At 43.2% G+C, this 20,461-nt stretch carries 16 protein-coding genes; 10 read left to right on the forward strand and 6 right to left on the reverse strand.

The window, feature by feature from the left end:
* Positions 1-29 precede the first annotated feature (29 nt).
* The 5 genes from lnb (at position 30) to HMPREF1534_RS16105 (ending at position 7,815) form a co-directional block, all read left to right on the forward strand.
* Positions 30-1,199 (forward strand): lipoprotein N-acyltransferase Lnb, encoded by a 1,170-nt coding sequence (gene lnb / locus HMPREF1534_RS16125; RefSeq protein ID WP_005936771.1) that lies wholly within the window; start codon positions 30-32, stop codon positions 1,197-1,199.
* Positions 1,196-2,779 (forward strand): alkaline phosphatase family protein, encoded by a 1,584-nt coding sequence (locus HMPREF1534_RS16120; RefSeq protein ID WP_005936773.1) that lies wholly within the window; start codon positions 1,196-1,198, stop codon positions 2,777-2,779. The genes lnb and HMPREF1534_RS16120 overlap by 4 nt, the downstream gene beginning before the upstream one ends.
* Positions 2,780-2,874: 95 nt before the next feature.
* Positions 2,875-6,171: a preprotein translocase subunit SecA gene (gene secA / locus HMPREF1534_RS16115; protein ID WP_005936775.1), complete on the forward strand. Its 3,297-nt coding sequence runs from the start codon at positions 2,875-2,877 to the stop codon at positions 6,169-6,171.
* A 124-nt stretch (positions 6,172-6,295) separates the two neighbouring features.
* A complete protein-coding gene (locus HMPREF1534_RS16110; RefSeq protein WP_005936778.1) occupies positions 6,296-7,294 on the forward strand; it encodes a DUF6340 family protein in 999 nt (332 codons plus the stop codon).
* Positions 7,295-7,365: 71 nt separating this feature from the next.
* Positions 7,366-7,815, forward strand: coding sequence for a hypothetical protein (locus tag HMPREF1534_RS16105; protein ID WP_005936779.1), 450 nt, complete (start codon positions 7,366-7,368; stop codon positions 7,813-7,815).
* Between the two features lie 246 nt (positions 7,816-8,061).
* Here HMPREF1534_RS16105 and HMPREF1534_RS16100 read toward each other — a convergent pair whose 3' ends face one another.
* Complete coding sequence (locus tag HMPREF1534_RS16100; RefSeq protein WP_005936780.1) at positions 8,062-8,436, reverse strand: hypothetical protein; 375 nt, start codon at positions 8,434-8,436, stop codon at positions 8,062-8,064.
* Complete coding sequence (locus HMPREF1534_RS16095) at positions 8,433-8,981, reverse strand: RNA polymerase sigma factor (protein ID WP_005936781.1); 549 nt, start codon at positions 8,979-8,981, stop codon at positions 8,433-8,435. The genes HMPREF1534_RS16100 and HMPREF1534_RS16095 overlap by 4 nt, the downstream gene beginning before the upstream one ends.
* Before the next feature lie 143 nt (positions 8,982-9,124).
* Here HMPREF1534_RS16095 and HMPREF1534_RS16090 point away from each other — a divergent pair, with 143 nt between their 5' ends.
* Positions 9,125-9,529, forward strand: coding sequence for a DUF6249 domain-containing protein (locus HMPREF1534_RS16090; RefSeq protein ID WP_005936782.1), 405 nt, complete (start codon positions 9,125-9,127; stop codon positions 9,527-9,529).
* 245 nt (positions 9,530-9,774) lie between these two features.
* On the opposite strand, the gene HMPREF1534_RS16085 is transcribed toward HMPREF1534_RS16090, so the two are convergent.
* The 3 genes from HMPREF1534_RS16085 to HMPREF1534_RS16075 all read right to left on the reverse strand — a co-directional run bounded on the left by HMPREF1534_RS16085 (position 9,775) and on the right by HMPREF1534_RS16075 (position 16,421).
* Positions 9,775-12,696, reverse strand: coding sequence for a M16 family metallopeptidase (locus HMPREF1534_RS16085; protein ID WP_005936784.1), 2,922 nt, complete (start codon positions 12,694-12,696; stop codon positions 9,775-9,777).
* A gap of 149 nt (positions 12,697-12,845) precedes the next feature.
* A complete protein-coding gene (locus HMPREF1534_RS16080) occupies positions 12,846-15,539 on the reverse strand; it encodes a valine--tRNA ligase (protein ID WP_005936786.1) in 2,694 nt (897 codons plus the stop codon).
* Positions 15,540-15,683: 144 nt separating this feature from the next.
* Entirely contained in the window at positions 15,684-16,421 is a 738-nt protein-coding gene (locus HMPREF1534_RS16075) for a DUF1349 domain-containing protein (protein ID WP_005936788.1), read from the reverse strand.
* Positions 16,422-16,509: 88 nt separating this feature from the next.
* Here HMPREF1534_RS16075 and HMPREF1534_RS16070 point away from each other — a divergent pair, with 88 nt between their 5' ends.
* Together HMPREF1534_RS16070 and mazG are read left to right on the forward strand one after the other, a co-directional pair.
* Entirely contained in the window at positions 16,510-17,271 is a 762-nt protein-coding gene (locus HMPREF1534_RS16070; RefSeq protein WP_005936790.1) for a response regulator transcription factor, read from the forward strand.
* Positions 17,272-17,352: 81 nt separating this feature from the next.
* Positions 17,353-18,138 carry a nucleoside triphosphate pyrophosphohydrolase gene (gene mazG, locus HMPREF1534_RS16065; protein WP_005936792.1) on the forward strand — a complete coding sequence of 262 codons (786 nt, stop codon included), beginning with the start codon at positions 17,353-17,355 and terminating at the stop codon, positions 18,136-18,138.
* A gap of 197 nt (positions 18,139-18,335) precedes the next feature.
* On the opposite strand, the gene HMPREF1534_RS16060 is transcribed toward mazG, so the two are convergent.
* Positions 18,336-18,767, reverse strand: coding sequence for a Fur family transcriptional regulator (locus HMPREF1534_RS16060; protein ID WP_005936794.1), 432 nt, complete (start codon positions 18,765-18,767; stop codon positions 18,336-18,338).
* Positions 18,768-18,865: 98 nt separating this feature from the next.
* On the opposite strand from HMPREF1534_RS16060, the gene HMPREF1534_RS16055 reads away from it, so the two are divergent.
* The gene (locus tag HMPREF1534_RS16055) at positions 18,866-19,687 is read left to right on the forward strand and encodes an alpha/beta hydrolase (protein WP_005936796.1); all 822 of its coding nucleotides are present in this window, start codon (positions 18,866-18,868) and stop codon (positions 19,685-19,687) included.
* 3 nt (positions 19,688-19,690) lie between these two features.
* Complete coding sequence (locus tag HMPREF1534_RS16050) at positions 19,691-20,449, forward strand: SDR family oxidoreductase (protein WP_005936798.1); 759 nt, start codon at positions 19,691-19,693, stop codon at positions 20,447-20,449.
* Positions 20,450-20,461: the final 12 nt, after the last annotated feature.

A 20,461-nucleotide genomic window follows, 5' to 3' on the forward strand; every position in this document is an offset into this window, starting at 1 on the left:
GATTCAGTGGTATCAAAACATTGATTAATATGAAGAAACTGCTTGTTCTACTTTATTTAATATTGGCTTCCTGGAGTGTTCGTGCTCAGCAGGATAGTGTAAGGGTGAGTTTGCTGACTTGTGCGCCGGGAACCGAGATATATGAATTGTTCGGTCATACGGCTATTCGTTACGAAAATCCGGCAGAGGGGAAGGACTTGGTTTTTAATTATGGTATCTTCAGTTTCAATACTCCTAATTTTGTGCTGCGCTTTGTGAAAGGTGAAACTGATTATCGGTTGGGAGTGGTGCCTTATTCTTATTTTGAAGGAGAATATGCCGTGCGCGGCTCTTCGGTCTATCAGCAAACACTGAATCTTACCGACGAAGAAAAACAAAAGATATGGGATTTGCTTGAAGAAAATTATCGTCCAGGGAACCGGATTTATCGTTATAATTACTTTTATGATAATTGTACTACGCGTGCGCGTGACAAGATAGAAGATTGTATCGATGGAAAAGTAGTTTACCCGCAGGCGGAAGAAGGGGTCACTTTCAGGGATATTGTTCACCGGTGCACGAAAGGGAATGAATGGGATGAGTTAGGAATTGATCTTTGTCTTGGCAGCGAGGCGGATGTTCCCATTGACGGACGAAAGCAAATGTTTGCTCCTTTTAATATGTTGGAAGCGGCAAGGGGCGCGGTCATTATGCAAGGAGACAGTGTTCGTCCGTTGGTACTCAGTGAGTCGAAAGTGGTGGATGTAGAGCCGGAAGAAGCAGAACCGGGTTTTCCATTGTCTCCTCTGTCGTGTGTATGCATATTGTTGGTTGTGACTTGCATTATTGTATGGCTTCAATTGAAATGGAAGAAGGTGATTTGGGCTTGGGATTTGCTCTTGTTCGGAGCGCAGGGGCTAGCCGGATGTATCATTGCTTTTTTGTTTTTCTTTTCCATTCATCCGACAGTCGGCTCCAATTGGCTGATTGTTTTGTTCAATCCCATCCCCCTTATTTACTTGCCGGTGATGATTTATAAGGCGATAAAAGGTCGAAAAGACCTCTATCATTTAATAAATATGGCTTATTTAACGTTTTTTATAATGATAATGCCATTTATACAGCAAGAATTCAACGTAACGGTATTACCTTTGGCACTGTGTTTGCTTGTATGCTCTACAGGCCACGTATTTTTATATTACAGACAAAACAGTAAATGAAAGGACGCATCTTAACTTCTCTTCTGACCGTTATAGTATTAACGGGGCTTCAGGCACAAAATGTTCCTGCGGTTCCTAAGTTGGTGGTAGGGCTTACCATCGACCAACTGCGGACAGACTACATTGAAGCTTTCTCGGCTTTGTATGGAGAACGGGGCTTCAAACGGTTGTGGAAGGAAGGCAGAATATACCTGAATGCAGAATATGATTTTATCAATGTTGATAAATCATCGTCTGTGGCCGCTATTTATTCGGGAACTACTCCTTATACCAATGGTATTGTAGGGGATAACTGGATGGATCGTGCAACTCTGCGCGTTATCAATTGTGTGGACGACAATAACTTTATGGGGATTTATACTTCCGAGTCCACCTCTCCTGCCAAATTGAAAGTATCAAACCTGTCAGATGAGCTGGCAGTGGCCACACAAGGCGTAGCAGAAGTTTATTCCATTGCTCCTACCCGGGAAATGGCAGTGTTGGCTGCCGGTCATGCAGCCAAAGGTGCTTTCTGGATTAATGATGAAACAGGAAAATGGAGTGGAAGTACATATTATGGCACTTTTCCTTCCTGGATTTCTACTTATAACGATTATCAGGGACTTGATTTTCGCATCAGTGATATGGTGTGGGGACCTTATCTGCCTGTTACCGCTTATAAATATCTGACTACAGAAACCAAGCAGCTGACTTTCAAACATAATTTTGATGATGAAAGGAAGCAGAAATACAGAAGGCTGAAAACCAGTCCTTATGCCAATGACGAGGTGAATCGTTTGGTAAATGCTTGCCTCAATTCTACTTCCATCGGTAAGGATAATGTGCCGGATTTATTGTCTTTGGCTTATTATGCCGGAAATTATGATCACAAATCTCCGTCTGAATTACCTTTGGAGATGCAGGATACCTATGTCCGTTTAGATAATAGTATTGCCGAGTTGTTGGATATGATTGATAGAAAAGTAGGTTTACATAACACTCTTTTCTTCATTACCTCCACCGGATATACAGATCCCGAACCGGCTGATCCTCCTCAATATAAGATTCCCAGTGGAGAATTTTATATTCAGCGTTGTTCTGCATTGTTGAATCTTTATCTGGCTGCGATCTATGGCGAAGGCCAGTATGTGGAAGCTCATCACGAACAGGAAATTTATTTGAATCATAAGCTTATTGAGCAGAAACAACTTAACTATACCGAGATTTTGGCTCGTTCGTCGGAATTCCTGGTGCAGTTTAGCGGTGTGAAGGACGTCTATTCTTCACAACGCTTGCAGTTGGGCTCTTGGACTCCTACTATCGATAAAATAAAGAACAGTTATAATCCGGCGTGTTCCGGTGACTTGTGGATAGAGGTTTTGCCCGGCTGGTCGGTTGTCCGTGAACATTCTTTAGATAAAAGAGTAGTGCGTGAAGCTTATGCTTCTTCACCCCTCGTTTTAGTGGGATGGAATATGAAGCCCGAAATTATTCACACCCCTGTGAAGATTGGCAATATTGCACCTACTGTAGCCCATTTCATGCGCATTCGGGCGCCCAATGCCTCTACTTTGGCTCCGATGACTGACATCCGCAAATAATATTTAGAGAGAGAAGTGCAAATAAATCAGCATTTTATTTTAACTTTGCACTTTCAAAATTAACCAAATTAGAAAATAATAAAAACAAAAATACAATGGGATTTAATGAATTTATCGGCAAATTGTTTGGAAACAAGGCCACCCGTGACATGAAAGAAATAAAGCCGTGGGTAGACAAAATCAAGGCTGTATATCCGGAAATTGCCAAACTGAGCAATGATGAACTTCGTGCCAAAACAGAGGAACTGAAAAAGTATATCCACGATTCGGCTACGGAAGAACAAAAAAAGATAGAAGAGCTGAAAGCTACTATCGAAACTACTGAGTTAGAAGATCGTGAAGGCATCTTTACGCAGATTGACAAGTTGGAAAAAGAAGTGCTTGAAAAGTATGAAAAAGCATTGGATGATGTGCTTCCTCAAGCTTTTGCCATCGTAAAAGATACAGCCCGCCGATTCTCTGAGAATCCTGAAATCGAAGTGACTGCTACTGAGTTCGACCGTAACTTGGCTGCGCAGGGAAAAGACTTTGTGCGTATCGAAGGCGATAAAGCTATTTGGCAGAACCATTGGCTTGCCGGTGGTAACGATATGACATGGGGAATGGTGCACTATGATGTGCAGCTGTTTGGTGGTGTCGTTTTGCATAAGGGTAAGATTGCAGAAATGGCAACCGGTGAGGGTAAGACGTTGGTGGCTACTCTGCCGGTATTCCTGAATGCTTTGACCGGTAACGGTGTGCACGTGGTGACAGTCAATGATTATTTGTCAAAACGTGACTCGGAATGGATGGGACCACTTTATCAGTTCCACGGATTGAGTGTCGATTGTATCGATAAGCATCAGCCTAATTCTGACGCACGCCGCAGAGCATATATGGCCGATATTACCTTCGGTACGAACAATGAGTTTGGTTTTGACTATTTGCGTGACAATATGGCTGTCAGCCCGAAGGATTTGGTGCAGCGTAAACATAATTATGCTATTGTCGATGAGGTCGACTCAGTATTGATTGACGATGCGCGTACTCCGTTGATTATTTCCGGTCCTGTTCCAAAAGGTGAGGATCAATTGTTTGAACAACTCCGTCCATTGGTTGAACGTCTGTTTGAAGCTCAGAGAAAGCTGGCTACCCAATACCTTGCCGATGCCAAACGCTTGATTGCATCCGATGACAAGAAAGATCAGGAAGAAGGGTTCCTTGCTTTGTTCCGCAGTCATAAAGCGTTGCCTAAGAACAAGCCGTTGATTAAATTCTTGAGTGAACCGGGCATTAAGGCCGGTATGCTGAAGACCGAAGAAATCTATATGGAGCAGAACAACAAGCGTATGCCTGAAGCTACCGATCCTTTATTCTTCGTAATCGATGAAAAGCAGAACAGTGTGGATTTGACAGACAAAGGTATTGATTTGATTACCGGAAATGCTGAAGATCCTACATTGTTTGTGTTGCCTGATATCACTTCTCAGTTGTCGGCTTTAGAAAACCAGACCGAACTGTCGGAAGAAGAGAAATTGGCCAAGAAGGATGAGTTGATGACTAATTATGCTATCAAATCGGAACGTGTACACACCATCAACCAGCTTTTGAAAGCATACGCCATGTTCGAAAAGGATGATGAGTATGTGGTGATTGACGGACAGGTGAAGATTGTAGACGAACAGACCGGTCGTATTATGGAAGGTCGTCGTTACTCAGATGGTTTGCATCAGGCTATCGAGGCTAAGGAAAGGGTGAAAGTGGAAGCGGCAACCCAGACTTTTGCCACTATTACTTTGCAGAACTATTTCCGTATGTACCACAAACTCTCGGGTATGACCGGTACAGCCGAAACGGAAGCTGGCGAATTTTGGGATATCTATAAATTGGATGTTGTTGTCATCCCGACCAATCGTCCGATAGCACGTAAAGATATGAACGATCGCGTTTACAAGACTAAGCGTGAAAAATATAAAGCTGTGATCGAAGAGATTGAAGAAATGGTAAAGGCAGGACGTCCTGTTCTGGTAGGTACTACTTCTGTAGAAATCTCTGAAATGCTGAGCAAGATGCTTTCAATGCGTAAGATTGAGCACAATGTATTGAATGCAAAGTTGCACCAGAAGGAAGCCGACATCGTTGCTCAGGCAGGTCAGAAGAGTATCGTGACCATTGCAACCAATATGGCGGGTCGTGGTACCGATATTAAGCTTAGTCCTGAAGTGAAAGCTGCGGGAGGTTTGGCTATTATCGGTACGGAACGTCACGAGAGCCGTCGTGTAGACCGCCAGTTGCGTGGTCGTGCAGGTCGTCAGGGAGACCCGGGATCTTCTGTATTCTTTGTCTCATTGGAAGACGACCTGATGCGTTTGTTCTCGTCAGACCGTATTGCCGGTGTCATGGACAGACTTGGATTCAAGGAAGGTGAAATGATTGAACACAAGATGATTTCCAATTCCATCGAGCGTGCTCAGAAGAAAGTAGAAGAAAACAACTTCGGTATCCGTAAACGTTTGCTTGAATATGATGACGTGATGAACAAGCAGCGTGTCGCTGTCTATACGAAGCGCCGCCATGCCTTGATGGGTGAACGTATCGGTATGGATATTGTGAATATGATTTGGGATCGTTGTGTGTATGCAGTCGAATTGGGCGATTATGATAATGTGAAGATGGAAATGTTGCAGATTTTGGCAATGGAGCCTCCTTTCACAGAAGAAGAATTCAATGCGAAGAAGCAGGAAGATTTGGCAGAACTGACTTTCGAGGCAGCAATGGCCAACTTCAAACGCAAGACAGAACGTATGGCACAGATTGCCAACCCTGTTATCAAACAAGTATTCGAATTGCAAGGACACATGTATGAAAATATTATGATTCCTATTACAGACGGTAAACGTTTGTATAATATTTCTGTTAACCTGAAAGCTGCTTATGAAACAGAAGGTAAGGAAATTGTGAAGTCATTCGAGAAAGCCATCCTGCTGCATACCATCGATGATGCCTGGAAGGAAAACTTGCGCGAACTTGACGAGTTGAAACATTCTGTGCAAAATGCAAGCTATGAGCAGAAAGATCCGTTGTTAATCTTTAAATTGGAATCAGTGAACCTGTTTGATAATATGGTCAATAAGATTAATAACAATACCATTTCCGTATTGACTCGCGGACAGATACCTGTACAGGAGCCTGAGCAAGTGCGTGAAGCAGCTCCCGAACCGGCAGCTCCCCGTCAGCAATATAGAGAGGAAAAGCGTGACTTAAGTGACCCCGATCAGCAGGCAGCAGCCGGTCACGATACTCGTGAAGTAAAGCGTGAGCCGGTACGTGCAGAAAAGACAGTAGGCCGTAATGACCTGTGTCCTTGCGGAAGTGGTAAGAAGTATAAGAACTGCCACGGAAAAAATGACTGATAAATAGACAATTTCATAGAAACGTCTGAGCAGAATTTTCTGCTTAGACGTTTTTTTATTCCTTTTAACTAATAAGTTCCTGCAAATAGCTTATTTTTGTCCTAACAAGTAATATTGGTCAGATATGAATAAAACGATTTCATTAATAGCGATAGTAACCGGTTTGGTTTTGACTTCATGCGGAAGTTTGCAAACGATTTCTTTTGAACAGTTGCAGGCTGCCGATGTCAGTTTTCCTGATGCAGTGCGGAATGTGGCTGTGGTGAACAACATGCCTGCCTATAAAGTGGGAGACAGTCATGATGTGATTAGTATGGAACTGAAAGGAGATGGCAAAACAGCTGCCGAAGCTTTGGCGGAGGAAATAGCGAATGCTAATTACTTTGAGCAAGTCATTATTTGCGACTCTGCTTTGCGCGGGCAGGATACCGAACTTCGTGAAGATGTGATGCTGACTCAGGATGAGGTACAGAAATTGGCTGCCGATTTGGGCGTTGATTTAATATTCTCTTTCGACAGATTGGATATTCACACCAAACGGGGAGCTTTATTCATAGATACATTTGATGGAGGTTTTTCGGTAGATGCTGTGGATGGCATTGTGGCTCCCGTTATCAGAATATATATACCTTCTCGGGAGCGTCCTATGCTCAGTTTTAGTAAGCAAGATACTATTTCATGGGAAATTGAGCCTACCTTATCAGATAAAAAAATCGTAAAGGAGGCTTCGGAATACGCTGCTACCATGCCTGTCAATTATCTTCTTCCGCATTGGAGGGAGGTATCCCGTTTTTATTTTGACGGAGGCAATGTGAGGATGCGCGATGCCGGAGTGTATGTACGCGAGAATAATTGGGATAGTGCATTTGAGTTGTGGAAGCAGATATACGATAAGGGTAAAGGGCGCCAAAAAATGCGTGCAGCCTTTAATATAGGGCTATATTATGAAATGAAAGACAATCCTGCAACTGCTATAGAATGGGTGGAAAAAGCAGATAAACTGGCAAAAGCCGGTACGACAGAAGCTACTGTTATTGCTTTCTATTTATTGAAATTGAAGGAGCGTCAGGTCCAATTGCCTCAGTTAAACATACAAATGAATCGTTTCAAGGATAATTTTTAAGGAATAAATGTTGCAGGAAAGATTTTTTTTGTACTTTTGAATATAAATAATTAAATAAAATTGATTTTGGTATGAAACTCAGTGCACAGTCACATGCTTCTATTGTATCATCCCTTCAGGAAGCAATCGATAAATTTATTGCTGACGGAGAGAAAACAGTAGTTACCGATATTCATTTGCAGCCTAAACAGGATAGCGGTGAACTAGTATTATTTAATGATGATGACGAGGAATTGTCGCGTACCATAATCGAAGAGTGGGTGGATTATGATGGAGATGATTTTTATGCCATTGCCGAACGGATTCTGAGAGGAGAGCTCAATTGCTTGCAGGAATCCGGAAAGTTGGATAATCTTTGTATCATGAAGCCGTATTCTTTTGTGTTGGTAGATGAAGATAGAGAAACGGTAGCCGAACTTTTGTTGGTGGATGATGAAGACACATTGTTATTAAACGATGAACTGCTTAAAGGATTAGACGAAGAACTGGATGCCTTTTTGAAAGATTTACTTGAGAAATAACCGATTATAAATGACGGGCATTCCTACTGACTAGTAATGAGAAAGTATGTTTCACACTTATCGGGAGGGTAATAATCTGTATTACAATAGCTTGGTGTGAAACGTAGGATGTGAATCTTACTTATCATAAGGAATAGTCCTAAAAAAACTCTTTCATCTTTTCAGAAAAGACCTTGGAGTTTTCCAAAAAGACCTTTGTATTTTCGGAAAACTCCAAGGTCTTTTTTCCTGTATAAAGAAATTCTTTCAGGAAGAATGCCGTTTGAAATACTGCTTCCTCATCCATCTGTCGAATAACAGAAATAAGAAAATAGTTATGGCAAACAAGAAGTAGAAAAAAGGAATCTGTATGTCGTGAGTTACCGAAGGAAGCATTGCTTGGATAAACTCTGTCACGCTATCACCCAAATAATAAATCACTCCTGCGATGCCACTGGTCAGTAAGAGCAAGGAGGCGATAATAGTTGCCCATAATGTTCTTTGTTCTATTTTCTTTTCATGAAGTCGAGCGGCTTCTTCTACTTTCTGCATGGTGCGGAAAGTAAAGTTGGTGGACAGCCGAAACTGAGGTTGTTCCTTTATTGCCCTTTTCAATCCTTTATCTTTTAGTCCTTCGTTCATAGTTTTTCATTGGTTATAAGTACATACAATTTTTTGCGTATACGGTGCAATTTCACTTTTGTGTTGCTTTCTGTCATTCCCAGTATGAGAGCAATTTCGCTGACAGGCTTGTCCTCCATATAAAATAAAGTAATGACGGCCCGTTCGTCTGCATCAAGCTTTTTCATGGCTTTGTTCAGTTTGGCTATCTGTACCTCGCTCTCATCATTCAGCGTATCATCTATTTGTTCGTCCGAAATGTTGGCAAGCAGCGTATCATCCATGTCAAATAAGTCGTATTTTTTCTTTCGTACGGCTGAAATTGCAGTATTGTAAGCGATGCGGTATATCCACGTCGAAAAGTTGCTTTCCGCTTTGAATGAAGATAAGTGCCGGAAGGCTTTGAGGAAGGTATCTTGTGTAAGCTCTTCTGCATCTTCCTGGCTGGCAACGATACGAACAATCAAGGTAAATACCTGCTGACCGTATTTGTCCAGAAAATATTCATAGCGGGAAGTTTTTCCTTCCAATACATCTTGAATGATATGTGCTTCGTCGTATTCCATTTCACTTCTTTAGACGCATGCATATAGATAAGGTTACACTTTTGAAATAAAAAATATTTTTTGCCATAAAGTTGTAACCTGACCGGAGATGCGGCGTCTAAAGGGTACAAGGAACAAAATTAATAACTTAAATAGAAACGATTATGATGGATTTTATTATGGTGCCTACTATTCTGGCCATTATCACTTTGGGAATTTACAAGCTGTTTGAACTGTTTGTCTGCAAAAAGGAACGTTTGACTATTATTGAAAAGATGGGAGAGAAGTTTACTCCCGATATGCTGGAGCATAAGATTAACTTTTCTTCGATTGGAAACTTCTCTTTTTCGGCTTTGAAGTTGGGATGTTTGCTTACAGGAATGGGACTGGGACTACTGGTCGGTTATGTGATTTGTGCCGCTACTATAAACGGTTATACCGGAACTGTAGATATTGGTTACAGAATGAATGATGTCGCTTCACTTATTTATGGAGCCTGTGTCCTTTTGTTGGGAGGTGTAGGTTTATTGGTGGCTTTTGTCGTCGAAATGAACATGAATAAGAAATAAGAGCTAGGAACAGCACAACACAACACATTAAAAAAGGGAGTGTGTCAAAACCAAACCGACCTATCCCATCGTCAGCTGTAGGGGCAGGGTTTGCCTGCCCGAAGACACAAAGCAAACTGTTTTCGGGCGAGCGAACCTCGCCCCTACGAACTAAACGACAGCATCATCAACGTTTTGACACAACCCCTTTTTTAAAGGTTATTCTTTAACTCCTCGTTTTTAGACCGGAACAGAGTCACCTTGGGTTAGTATCCGAAAATCTCTTCCTGAGTAAGTTCCTCAATTGGAGCTATGGTTTTCAGTGCTTCCATGTCCAGCTCTTTCTTGTCACCCAATATGCAATAAGTATAGGTGCGGTCTTTCATCCATTTCTTTTGGAAACCGATAACGTCTTGCAGAGTCATTTTCTGTACATCATTGTACTGTTTGATGCGTTTGTCGACGTTCATACCCATATCTTGAGCATAAATGTATGACCAAAGGATATTATCCTTGATAATGCGGTCGGTGCGCAGACGGGAAATGATACCTTCTTTTGCCAGTTTGAAAGCAGCTTCCGATTCCGGCATATTATTGATGATATCATTAAAAGTCTTGATGGCATCCATCATCTTGTCATTTTGGGTAGCTATCTGGGTTTGCACGGTATATGGATAGATGACTTTGCCACCTGTCACGATTCCTGCCCATGCCGAATAAGCCAAACCGCGTGATTCGCGCATCTCCTGGAAGACAATGGAGTTCATGCCGCCACCGAAGTATTCATTGTACAAACTACGGATAGGTTCAACTTCCGGGTTAAATTTTTCCCCGCGATTGGAATACTGTACCATATAAATCTGTTTTGCTTCGTATGGAGCAATCAACACCTTATTGGAAGGAGTGGGTTGCATCACAAATTTCTTGCCGGCAGGAATATCTTGTAGCTGTGCAGGAACTTTATGATATTTATTCAATACATCGGTCAACTCTTGTTCTGAACTGGGCCCATAATACATGATGCGATGTTTGAACGAAGTCAGTTTATGGATGCGGTCGGTCAGTTCCGATGGATTCATATTTTGCAATTCTTCTGTAGACAACAAATTGCGTGTGGCTGATTCTTTACCATAAACAGCGTATGTCAGCAGGCGTATGAAGTTTTGCATTTGGTTTAATTTGGCATCCGTGCGTGACTTCAGGATGTTCTTCACCATATTGTCGTAAGCCGTCTTGTCGGGTTGTGCGTCAGCCAATATCTTCTCGAATAATTCGATAGCCTGAGGAAGATTTTCGTTCAATCCTGAAAGAGTGATATAAGTGCGGTCGTCACCCGGAGACACATTGAATGAACAAGCCAAGCCATAGAACTTACTGTTTAATTGTTCCAGTGTCATATCCGAAGTGCCGAGGAATCTCAGATATTGTGCTGCTGTCCCCAGTTTCTTATCATTATTGTTACCCATTTCGAATATATAGCGCAGATAGAATAAGTCATTGGTGGTGTTCTGTTTGTAAAGAACAGGAACATCCTTGTTCCACGCGAACTGATCCATATCTTTGTTGTAATCGATAAACACAGGTTCTATCGGTTGCACTTTGCTTCCTTGCACTTCTTTCAGGAAATTGCTGGCAGCATCGCGGTTCATGACAATAGGAGTGATTTCCGGCTTAGAGATTTTCTTTTCGTTCGGGTCTTTTCCTGTCTTTTTATAGATAATGGCATAATTACTGTCTGTGAAGTACTTGTTGGCAAAGGCAACAATGTCGGCTTTGGTCAGTTTTGACATGCGTTCCAGTGCGGTCACTTCGTCTGTCCAGTCGGTTCCGTTCACAAAGGACTGAACAAACATATCGGCACGAATGCTATTGTATTCCAGTTGCTGTATCTGGTATTTCTTGAAGTTATTGATGTTGGCTTGCAACATATTTTCATCAAAGTCACCGGATTTCAGTTTGGCTATTTCGCCCAAGAACAAATCCTTCACTTCGTCCAGGGTCTGTCCTTCTTTGGTACGTCCCTGCATGATGAAAGCACAGTAGTCCGACAAATTATAAACATAAGCATAGGCTCCCAATACTTTTTGTTGCTGGTTGAGGTTGATGTCCATCAGACCGGCTTTGCCGTTGTTCATAATCTGGCTGACAATTTGCAGTGTTTCATATTCTTTGCTTGCCGAACCGGGGAATCTCCATGCCAATGTCACAGATTCGGCATCGGGACCGAGCACTTCGCGTACTATGGGCTCGGTAATCGGTGTTTCCGGTTTGACGGTCAGCTTCGGCAGATTGGGGTTAGGCTTCATATCGCCGAAGTACTTGTCGATGGTGGCAATCATTTCATCAGGATTGAAATCACCCGACAGACAGATGGCCATATTGTTGGGCACATACCAAGTTTTATAATAATTCTTGATGTTGGTGATGGAAGGATTCTTTAAGTCGTCCTGTGTACCTAGCACGGTCTGTGTACCATATGGATGGTGTGGGAAGAGTGCTGCCAACATGGTTTCGCTCACCTTGCGGGGATCTTGTGTGAGAGACATGTTCTTTTCTTCGTAAACTGTTTCAAGCTCGGTATGGAAACCGCGTATAATGCTGTTCTTGAAACGGTCAGCCTGTATCTTTGCCCAATTCTCTACCTGATTGGAAGGAATGTCTTCGGTGTAGCAAGTTACATCGAAGCTGGTATATGCATTGGTTCCGTTGGCTCCGATGGCTGCCATCAGTTTGTCATATTCATTGGGAATGGCATATTTTGAAGCTTCGTATGACAGACTGTCGATAACATGATAGATGGCTTTGCGCTGAGCTTCATCCGTTGTTTTGCGATACACTTCAAATTGTTGTTCAATCCGGTCGAGCAACGGACGTTCTGCTTCATAGTTCTGTGTACCGAAGTGTGTGGTTCCTTTAAACATCAGGTGTTCAAAGTAGTGTGCCAAACCGGTGGTTTCCGCCGGGTCATTCTTTCCGCCCACGCGTACGGCAATGTAGGTTTGGATACGCGGAGTCTCTTTGTTTACGGTCATATAGACCTTCAGTCCATTGTCCAATGTGTAGATACGTGCTTTTAACGGGTCATTGGGGACTGTGGTGTAGCGATAGTCCTTGGGAGCGGCGCTACTGATACTTGCCGAAAACAGAAGAAACAACGACAAGCATGCAAGTTTTGTCAGTTTGTTCATAAGTATTTAATTTAAAGTGATTGTAACAAAGGTAAGAATAAGTTTGTGATATTTTCTTTTTGAAATGATTTATTAACAGATAAATTAAAAAAAGAGAGGTGCGACTCCGAAGAGTGCACCTCCCTATTTTAAACAGTTTGCTCTGCCGTTTATTTTTTCAGAGCGGCTATGCTTTCCTTCAATGAAGCAATCTTGCTTTCGGCATCAGCCTGCTTTTTGCGTTCCATGTCGATGACATTTGCCGGAGCCTTGCTGACGAACTTTTCGTTGCTCAGCTTCTTCAATACGCTTTGCAGGAAACCTTCCTGATATTTAAGGTCGGCTTCCAGTTTGGCCAATTCTTCTTCTACATTAATCATGCCTCCCAGCGGAATGAAGTATTCTGTGGTTCCCACCATGAATGAAGCAGCGCCTTCGGGCTTCTCATTAACAATGCTGACGGTGGTCAGGTTACCCATTTTCTTCACGACTTCGGCATAAGACATAAGGAATGTATTTTCACCCATTACCTGCATTTCCAATGCTTCTTTTTGGGCAATGTTCTTTTGCAGGCGGATGTTACGGATGCCTGAGATGACTTCCTTTAACTGGTCGAACGTATTGCACAATTGAATGCTCTGCTCCGGATTTCTGTCTGCGTATGATTCCATTTGTGCAGTCATGATGCTTTCACCTTCCTTGCGGTCGTAAATATGTTGCCACAACTCTTCGGTGATGAACGGCATGAACGGATGAAGTTGTCTCAACAATACATCGAAGAAGTGTAACGTCGCTTCATAGGTCTTTTTGTCAATCGGTTGTCCGTAAGCCGGCTTAATCATTTCGAGATACCAGCTTGAGAATTCGTCCCAGAACAGTTTGTACACCGCCATCAGTGCTTCGCTCAGACGGTATTTGCTGAACAAATCGTCTATTTCGGCAGATACCTTGACGAGCAGACTGTCGAACCATTTGGTTGCCAGTTGTGCATATTCGGGCTGCTCGATGTCGGCTACTTCCCATCCTTTTATCAAGCGGAATGCATTCCATATTTTATTGTTGAAGTTACGTCCCTGTTCGCAAAGTGTATCATCAAATAAAATATCATTTCCGGCAGGAGCAGACAACATCATACCCATACGCACACCGTCGGCACCATATCTTTCAATTAAGTCCAACGGGTCGGGTGAGTTACCCAATGACTTGGACATCTTGCGTCCCAGCTTGTCACGAACGATACCGGTGAAGTAAACATTCTTAAACGGCATGTCGCCTTTGTATTCGTAGCCTGCCATAATCATTCGGGCTACCCAGAAGAAGATAATATCCGGACCGGTCACCAAATCGCTGGTGGGATAGTAGTAGTTGATTTCTTCGTTGTTCGGATCATTGATGCCGTTAAACAGCGAGATAGGCCACAACCATGAAGAGAACCAAGTGTCCAGACAATCTTCATCCTGACGTAGGTCTTCCGCTTTCAGGTTGGCGTCGCCGGTTTTTTCCTGAGCCAGTTTCACGGCTTCTTCGGTCGTTTCGGCTACCACATAGCCGCCTTGAGGCAGGAAGTAGGCCGGGATGCGGTGTCCCCACCACAATTGGCGGCTGATACACCAGTCCTTGATGTTTTCCAACCAGTTCTTGTATGTGTTTTTATACTTGGCAGGATAGAATTTCAGTTCATCATTCATCACCGGCGGCAATGCCATATCAGCAAAGTGCTGCATCTTGAGGAACCATTGCATAGACAGTTTCGGCTCGATGGCTACATTGGTGCGCTCGGAGAATCCTACCTTATTGGTATAAGCTTCTACCTTTTCCATTAGACCGGCTTCCTGCAAGTCCTTTTCGATTTGAGCGCGGACATCAAAACGGTCCATGCCTACATATAGTCCGGCAGCTTCGCTCAGCGTTCCGTTATCATTGAAGATATCGATACTGGGCAGGTTGTACTTTTCTCCCAGCATATAGTCGTTCACATCGTGTGCGGGAGTAACTTTCAAGCATCCTGTACCAAACTCAATGTCTACATAATCGTCTTCAATGACCGGAATTACACGGCCTACCAACGGAACAATCACTTTTTTGCCGCTCAGCCAACGGTTCTTCACGTCGTTGGGGTTGATACACATGGCGGTATCTCCCATGATGGTTTCGGGACGGGTGGTTGCTACTACGGCATATCGTCTGCCTTGTTCGTCACGGTGAACAACTTCGCCTTCGGCTCCGGTTTCGCCCGACATGTCGTCATCGGCTACATAATATCTCAGGTAATACAGTTTGCTGTGCTCTTCCTTATATATCACTTCTTCATCGCTGAGGGCGGTCAGTGCCTTCGGGTCCCAGTTTACCATACGCACGCCGCGATAAATCAACCCTTTGTTGTAAAGGTCGACAAACACCTTGATAACGCTTTTGCTGCGTTCTTCATCCATGGTGAAGGCTGTGCGATCCCAGTCACACGATGCACCCAGCTTGCGGAGCTGTTTCAGGATGATGCCTCCGTGCTCGTCAGTCCAGTCCCAAGCGTGTTTCAGAAACTCATCGCGGGTGAGGTCGGTTTTTTTAATGCCTTGTTGAGCCAGTTTGTTCACCACTTTGGCTTCGGTGGCGATGGAAGCATGGTCTGTTCCCGGCACCCAGCAGGCATTCTTTCCTTCCATGCGTGCACGGCGTACCAATATATCCTGAATGGTATTGTTTAGCATGTGTCCCATGTGGAGCACTCCCGTTACGTTAGGGGGCGGAATGACGACTGTGTAAGGTTCACGTCCGTCGGGTTTTGAACTAAAGAGTTTGTTGTCCAGCCAATACTGGTACCATTTTCCCTCCACGTCAGCGGGATTGTACTTACTTGCTAATTCCATTTTTATATTCTGTTTATTTAATTGATTATCGCATAATTGGTTGCAAAATTAATAAAAATCTCTGGAATAGCTGCACAAAAAGGTGGAAATGTCACCGGATAGCTTGTTAGTGAAGTGTGTCCGGTGACAGACGAAACGAATTGCTTATTCTCCCATGCGAAAATCGGTAACATTGTTGTGGTTCAATGCTATCTCTTCGAAAAGGCTTGTGCACTCACCCTTTACAGGACATTGACTGGCTATGCCCACATAAAGCACCGCCGGATAGTTGTTTTTATAAAGCCGCACCATGTGCCATTCTTGCTTGTCGGTGGAATAATAACTTGCAATGGTGTGAGTATCGGATGATATTTTCATGTAAACACTTGGCTCATTGACAACATCGTGGTTGTTATCGTCGGATGTGCCTTGTGTTCTTACCGTAACGATGCGGTGGTTGCCGCGCTCATCCTGTTCGAAACAGAATTTTTGGAAAACAGTGTCATTGGCATAAACCAGTAGGTCGGCTGCATTATACAGGCCTTCTTCAGTAAATTCAGGGGTGACTTTTGCCGTGAGTGTAAATGGCTGGGTATTATCCACTTTTTTCAGTAGCATGGGGAGTGTGTTGTTGGAAAGTTTTCCATCATTAGGGTCGCAGAAGAAGTCCTTTCCTTCCGGGCACTTTATTTTTATAGAACCATTTTCAAGTACGGTTACCAATTGGTCTGCTTCATTAAGCGCGTAATCAAAAGTCAAACCGTTGACAGTTACCTTACATTCGGTTAAGTTCTGTGAAGAGCGGACGCTGTTTGTTTCCGGAGCATTGGCGTTCTTTCCGTTACAACCGTTTAATAAAAGGGCTCCGATGAAAGCGAATGAATAAAAAAATCTTTTTTTCATAATCAGAATTGTTTGTTAATTAGTAATTTTACCGCAAAATTACAATTGCGCGGTTATTTGTGCAATGGTCAAATTTAACCAATTTACAATGAATGAACAAGAACGGATGCTGAAAGACCTGCTTACGGGACAGAAGTTTGAGGAGTCGGACCAACTATTTCAAAAGCTGGAAGAAAGCAAGGAAATGGCTCGTGCGTATGCTGTGGCAAGCAATGGCATAGCTGTTCTGTCCGATTTTTATGAAAATGTAAGCTACATCTACTCAGGATTGTTGGGGCGCACGTTAGGCTTGGATGATTTCTCAAAAGATGCAACTTCATCATTTGAGCAGGATATATTCGATAAAATTCCCTCCGAGGAATTATTGGAACGTCACATATTGGAACTGCGTTTCTACCGGTTTCTGGAAGCAAACGGTATAAAAGACAAGTCCGATTATAAGATGGTCAGTCTTATACATTTCAATCAGGACAATGGTTTCCTCATGCCGGTGTTACACTGTACAAGGTATGTTCGCATTTTGCCCGGTGGCAGTGTGTGGCTAGGGCTTTGCACCTATGTGCCTTTTACGGATATTCCTCAAGGTTTTGAAGGATGTATTATAAACCAAAGGACAGGGGAAACAATACGTTCGCAGCAGTGTGAGCAATATGACATTCAGTTGCTTAGTGTCCGTCAGCTCGAAGTCCTTACATTGTTGGCTAAAGGAGAAGGCAGTAAGCAAATAGCCGAGAAGCTGTGTATATCTGTGAATACGGTAAGTCGTCACCGACAGGACATTCTGATTCGGCTGAATGTGACCAATACCGCGGCAGCGGTAAAGATTGGTTTGCGGATGCATCTTATCTGAGGTTGCGTTAAAGGGTATCATCCTGTCATTGGGAGGTACCTGTTTGCAAGAAATATAAAAACTTATAATAATAAACTGATTATGCATACAAGAGAAGAACAAAAGGAAGCGTTTGGCCGTTTCCTCGATATTTTGGACGAATTACGGGAGAAGTGTCCTTGGGACCGGAAGCAGACAAATGAAAGCTTGCGTCCCAATACGATTGAAGAGACTTACGAACTTTGCGATGCCTTGATGAAGGATGATAAAAAGGATATTTGCAAGGAGCTGGGCGATGTATTGCTTCATGTGGCTTTCTATGCCAAGATAGGAAGCGAGACGGGCGATTTCGATATGAAGGACGTGTGCGACCGCCTTTGCGATAAGCTGATTTTCCGCCACCCTCATGTCTTCGGTGAGGTGAAGGCGGATACGGCAGAGAAAGTGACCGAGAATTGGGAGCAGTTGAAGATGAAGGAAAAGGATGGCAATAAGATGGTACTGAGTGGTGTTCCTTCTGCTTTGCCTTCGTTGATAAAGGCTTACCGCATTCAAGATAAGGCGCGCAATGTAGGTTTCGACTGGGAAGAGCGTTCGCAGGTGTGGACGAAGGTGAAGGAGGAAATCGCTGAGTTTGAGGCGGAAGTGGAGAATATGGATAAGGAGAAGGCGGAAGCGGAATTTGGCGATGTGATGTTCAGCCTGATTAATGCTGCCCGTCTGTATAAGATTAACCCGGATAATGCGTTGGAACATACGAATCAAAAGTTCATTCGTCGCTTTAATTATCTGGAAGAGCATACCATCAAGCAAGGTAAAGAGCTGAAGAATATGACGTTGGAGGAAATGGATGCCATTTGGAATAAAGCGAAAAGTAAAGGATTATAACTCGTTTTTTCTCTTCGAAAATCATCGTTGGAGGTATGGATTTACACGTACGTACGCGTGAGGCGATACATACGTATGTGTGAGGCGATACGTACGTATGCGTAGCCCTATACATACGTACGTATAATGCCACACGTACTAACGTGTGATTTTTTGCATGCCGGGCATCTTTTTCAAGGGTTTCATCCTCATGTTTTTTACTTCAAGGAATGCCGGCCGGCGCAATCTGCACATAATCCTTTCAATACATAATTGACCGAGTTGACCGTGAATCCCTGTGGAAGTGTAACCATAGGAATATGAATACTTTTCAGGCAAAAGGTGCGATGGCACTTTTCACAATAAAAGTGGGTATGGAGGTCGTCTACTTCACAATTACAGTCATTGCTGCAAACGGCATATTTCAGAGAGCCCGAACCGTCATCTATGGCATGAATGAGATGGTGTGTCAGGAATAGGGTAATAGTGCGATAGATGGTAGATTTGTCTACGGTATCTAAATCGTTTTCCAAATCCAATAAGGAAAAAGCTTCTTTGTGCTGCATCATTGTTTTCAGAATCAAAAGCCGTATGGCGGTTGGCTTTATTTCCCGTAGCGCTAATTTCTTTAAATATAGTTTTTCGTCCATCATAGTGTTTTTATTGATGAAACAAAGATAGCAAAAATAAGATGCAACTAATTTGCAAATTATGTATTATCTTTACCTCGTTATTTATATAAAGCGATATGAAAAGACAAATTTTTACTCTATTGGCCGGTCTTTTGTGTCTGTCAGGAAGTGTGGCGCAGGCGGCAAAAGTGGATACGCTGTCTGTGCGCAGCAATGCTATGAACAAGAATGTAACAGTGTTGACGGTACGTCCCGATAAGGCAGTGGGCGGAGAGAAGTGTCCGGTAATTTACTTGTTGCATGGGCACGGTGGAAATGCTTTTACATGGATGACGATAAAACCTGATTTACCTCAAATAGCCGACCGGGAAGGTATCATCTTTGTGTGTCCTGATGGTAAAAACAGTTGGTATTGGGATAGTCCTCGTAATAAGGATTATCGGTATGAGAGTTTTGTTGCCAAAGAATTGGTGGAATATATAGATAAGAACTTTGCCACAAAAGCCGATAGAAGCGGACGAGTCATCACAGGATTGAGTATGGGTGGTCATGGGGGAATGTGGCTCTCCATCCGCCATCAAGATATTTTTGGCGGAGGGGGCAGCATGAGTGGCGGACTGGATATCCGTCCGTTTCCCGATAGTTGGAACATGAAGGCCCGGCTCGGTGAATATGCTTCTAATAAAGAAGTATGGGATAATCATACCGTTATCAATCAGTTGGATAGACTGAAAGATGGCAGCCTGGCCATTATTATCGACTGTGGTGCGGATGATTTCTTTTTACAGGTAAACAAGGCTGCTCACGAAGCATTATTGAAGCGGGGAATCGGGCATGACTTTATCATACGGCCCGGAGCGCATAATCCCCGATATTGGAATAACGCGATAGACTATCAGGTTTTGTTTTTCAAGAAATTCTTTAATAAATCAAAATAAGAGATGGATAAGATTGTTTTTATCACAGGAGCTTCCAGCGGTATCGGTGCCGGATGCGCCCGTAAGTTTGCTTCACAGGGGGCAAGCTTGATTTTAAATGCCCGTAATGAAGAGAAATTGTCAGCACTGAAAGAGGAGTTGGAGCAGCAGTATGGAGCTAGAGTATGCTTGCTTCCTTTTGATGTGCGCGACCGTAAAACGGCGGCTGAGGCGTTGGCTTCATTACCCGATGAATGGAAAGCGATTGATATTCTGATTAATAATGCCGGATTGGTTATCGGAGTGGATAAAGAACATGAGGGTAATTTGGATGAATGGGACATCGTGATTGATACGAATATCAAGTCATTATTGGCTATGACCAGGCTGGTAGTGCCCGGCATGGTGGCACGCGGCAGGGGGCATATCATCAATATCGGTTCGATAGCGGGAGACGCTGCTTATGCGGGAGGTAGTGTTTACTGTGCAACAAAGGCGGCCGTGAAAGCACTGTCCGATGGTTTGCGTATTGATTTGGTAGATACTCCGTTGCGAGTGACTAATATTAAACCGGGATTGGTCGAAACTAATTTTTCGGTAGTCCGTTTTCGTGGTGATAAAGATAAGGCAGATAATGTATATAAAGGTATTCGTCCATTGACCGGTGACGATATTGCAGAAACTGTTTATTTTGCAGCTTCGGTTCCCGAGTATATGCAGATTGCCGAAATGTTGGTGATGCCTACTTATCAGGCTACCGGAACCATTGTTTCCCGCAATTAATCACAAAAAGTT

Source organism: Phocaeicola massiliensis B84634 = Timone 84634 = DSM 17679 = JCM 13223, from assembly GCF_000382445.1.
In the GTDB taxonomy this organism is placed as follows: Bacteria; Bacteroidota; Bacteroidia; order Bacteroidales; family Bacteroidaceae; genus Phocaeicola; species Phocaeicola massiliensis.

Coding starts and splice junctions, on each gene's coding strand:
- HMPREF1534_RS16095 (WP_005936781.1), bottom strand. CDS start 8,981: ATGGAATACGACGAAGCACATATCATTCAAGATGTATTGGAAGGAAAA.
- HMPREF1534_RS16060 (WP_005936794.1), bottom strand. CDS start 18,767: ATGGACGAAAAACTATATTTAAAGAAATTAGCGCTACGGGAAATAAAG.
- HMPREF1534_RS16075 (WP_005936788.1), bottom strand. CDS start 16,421: ATGAAAAAAAGATTTTTTTATTCATTCGCTTTCATCGGAGCCCTTTTA.
- HMPREF1534_RS16120 (WP_005936773.1), top strand. CDS start 1,196: ATGAAAGGACGCATCTTAACTTCTCTTCTGACCGTTATAGTATTAACG.
- mazG (WP_005936792.1), top strand. CDS start 17,353: ATGCATACAAGAGAAGAACAAAAGGAAGCGTTTGGCCGTTTCCTCGAT.
- lnb (WP_005936771.1), top strand. CDS start 30: ATGAAGAAACTGCTTGTTCTACTTTATTTAATATTGGCTTCCTGGAGT.
- HMPREF1534_RS16050 (WP_005936798.1), top strand. CDS start 19,691: ATGGATAAGATTGTTTTTATCACAGGAGCTTCCAGCGGTATCGGTGCC.
- HMPREF1534_RS16070 (WP_005936790.1), top strand. CDS start 16,510: ATGAATGAACAAGAACGGATGCTGAAAGACCTGCTTACGGGACAGAAG.
- HMPREF1534_RS16080 (WP_005936786.1), bottom strand. CDS start 15,539: ATGGAATTAGCAAGTAAGTACAATCCCGCTGACGTGGAGGGAAAATGG.
- HMPREF1534_RS16110 (WP_005936778.1), top strand. CDS start 6,296: ATGAATAAAACGATTTCATTAATAGCGATAGTAACCGGTTTGGTTTTG.
- HMPREF1534_RS16100 (WP_005936780.1), bottom strand. CDS start 8,436: ATGAACGAAGGACTAAAAGATAAAGGATTGAAAAGGGCAATAAAGGAA.
- HMPREF1534_RS16055 (WP_005936796.1), top strand. CDS start 18,866: ATGAAAAGACAAATTTTTACTCTATTGGCCGGTCTTTTGTGTCTGTCA.
- HMPREF1534_RS16090 (WP_005936782.1), top strand. CDS start 9,125: ATGATGGATTTTATTATGGTGCCTACTATTCTGGCCATTATCACTTTG.
- HMPREF1534_RS16085 (WP_005936784.1), bottom strand. CDS start 12,696: ATGAACAAACTGACAAAACTTGCATGCTTGTCGTTGTTTCTTCTGTTT.
- HMPREF1534_RS16105 (WP_005936779.1), top strand. CDS start 7,366: ATGAAACTCAGTGCACAGTCACATGCTTCTATTGTATCATCCCTTCAG.
- secA (WP_005936775.1), top strand. CDS start 2,875: ATGGGATTTAATGAATTTATCGGCAAATTGTTTGGAAACAAGGCCACC.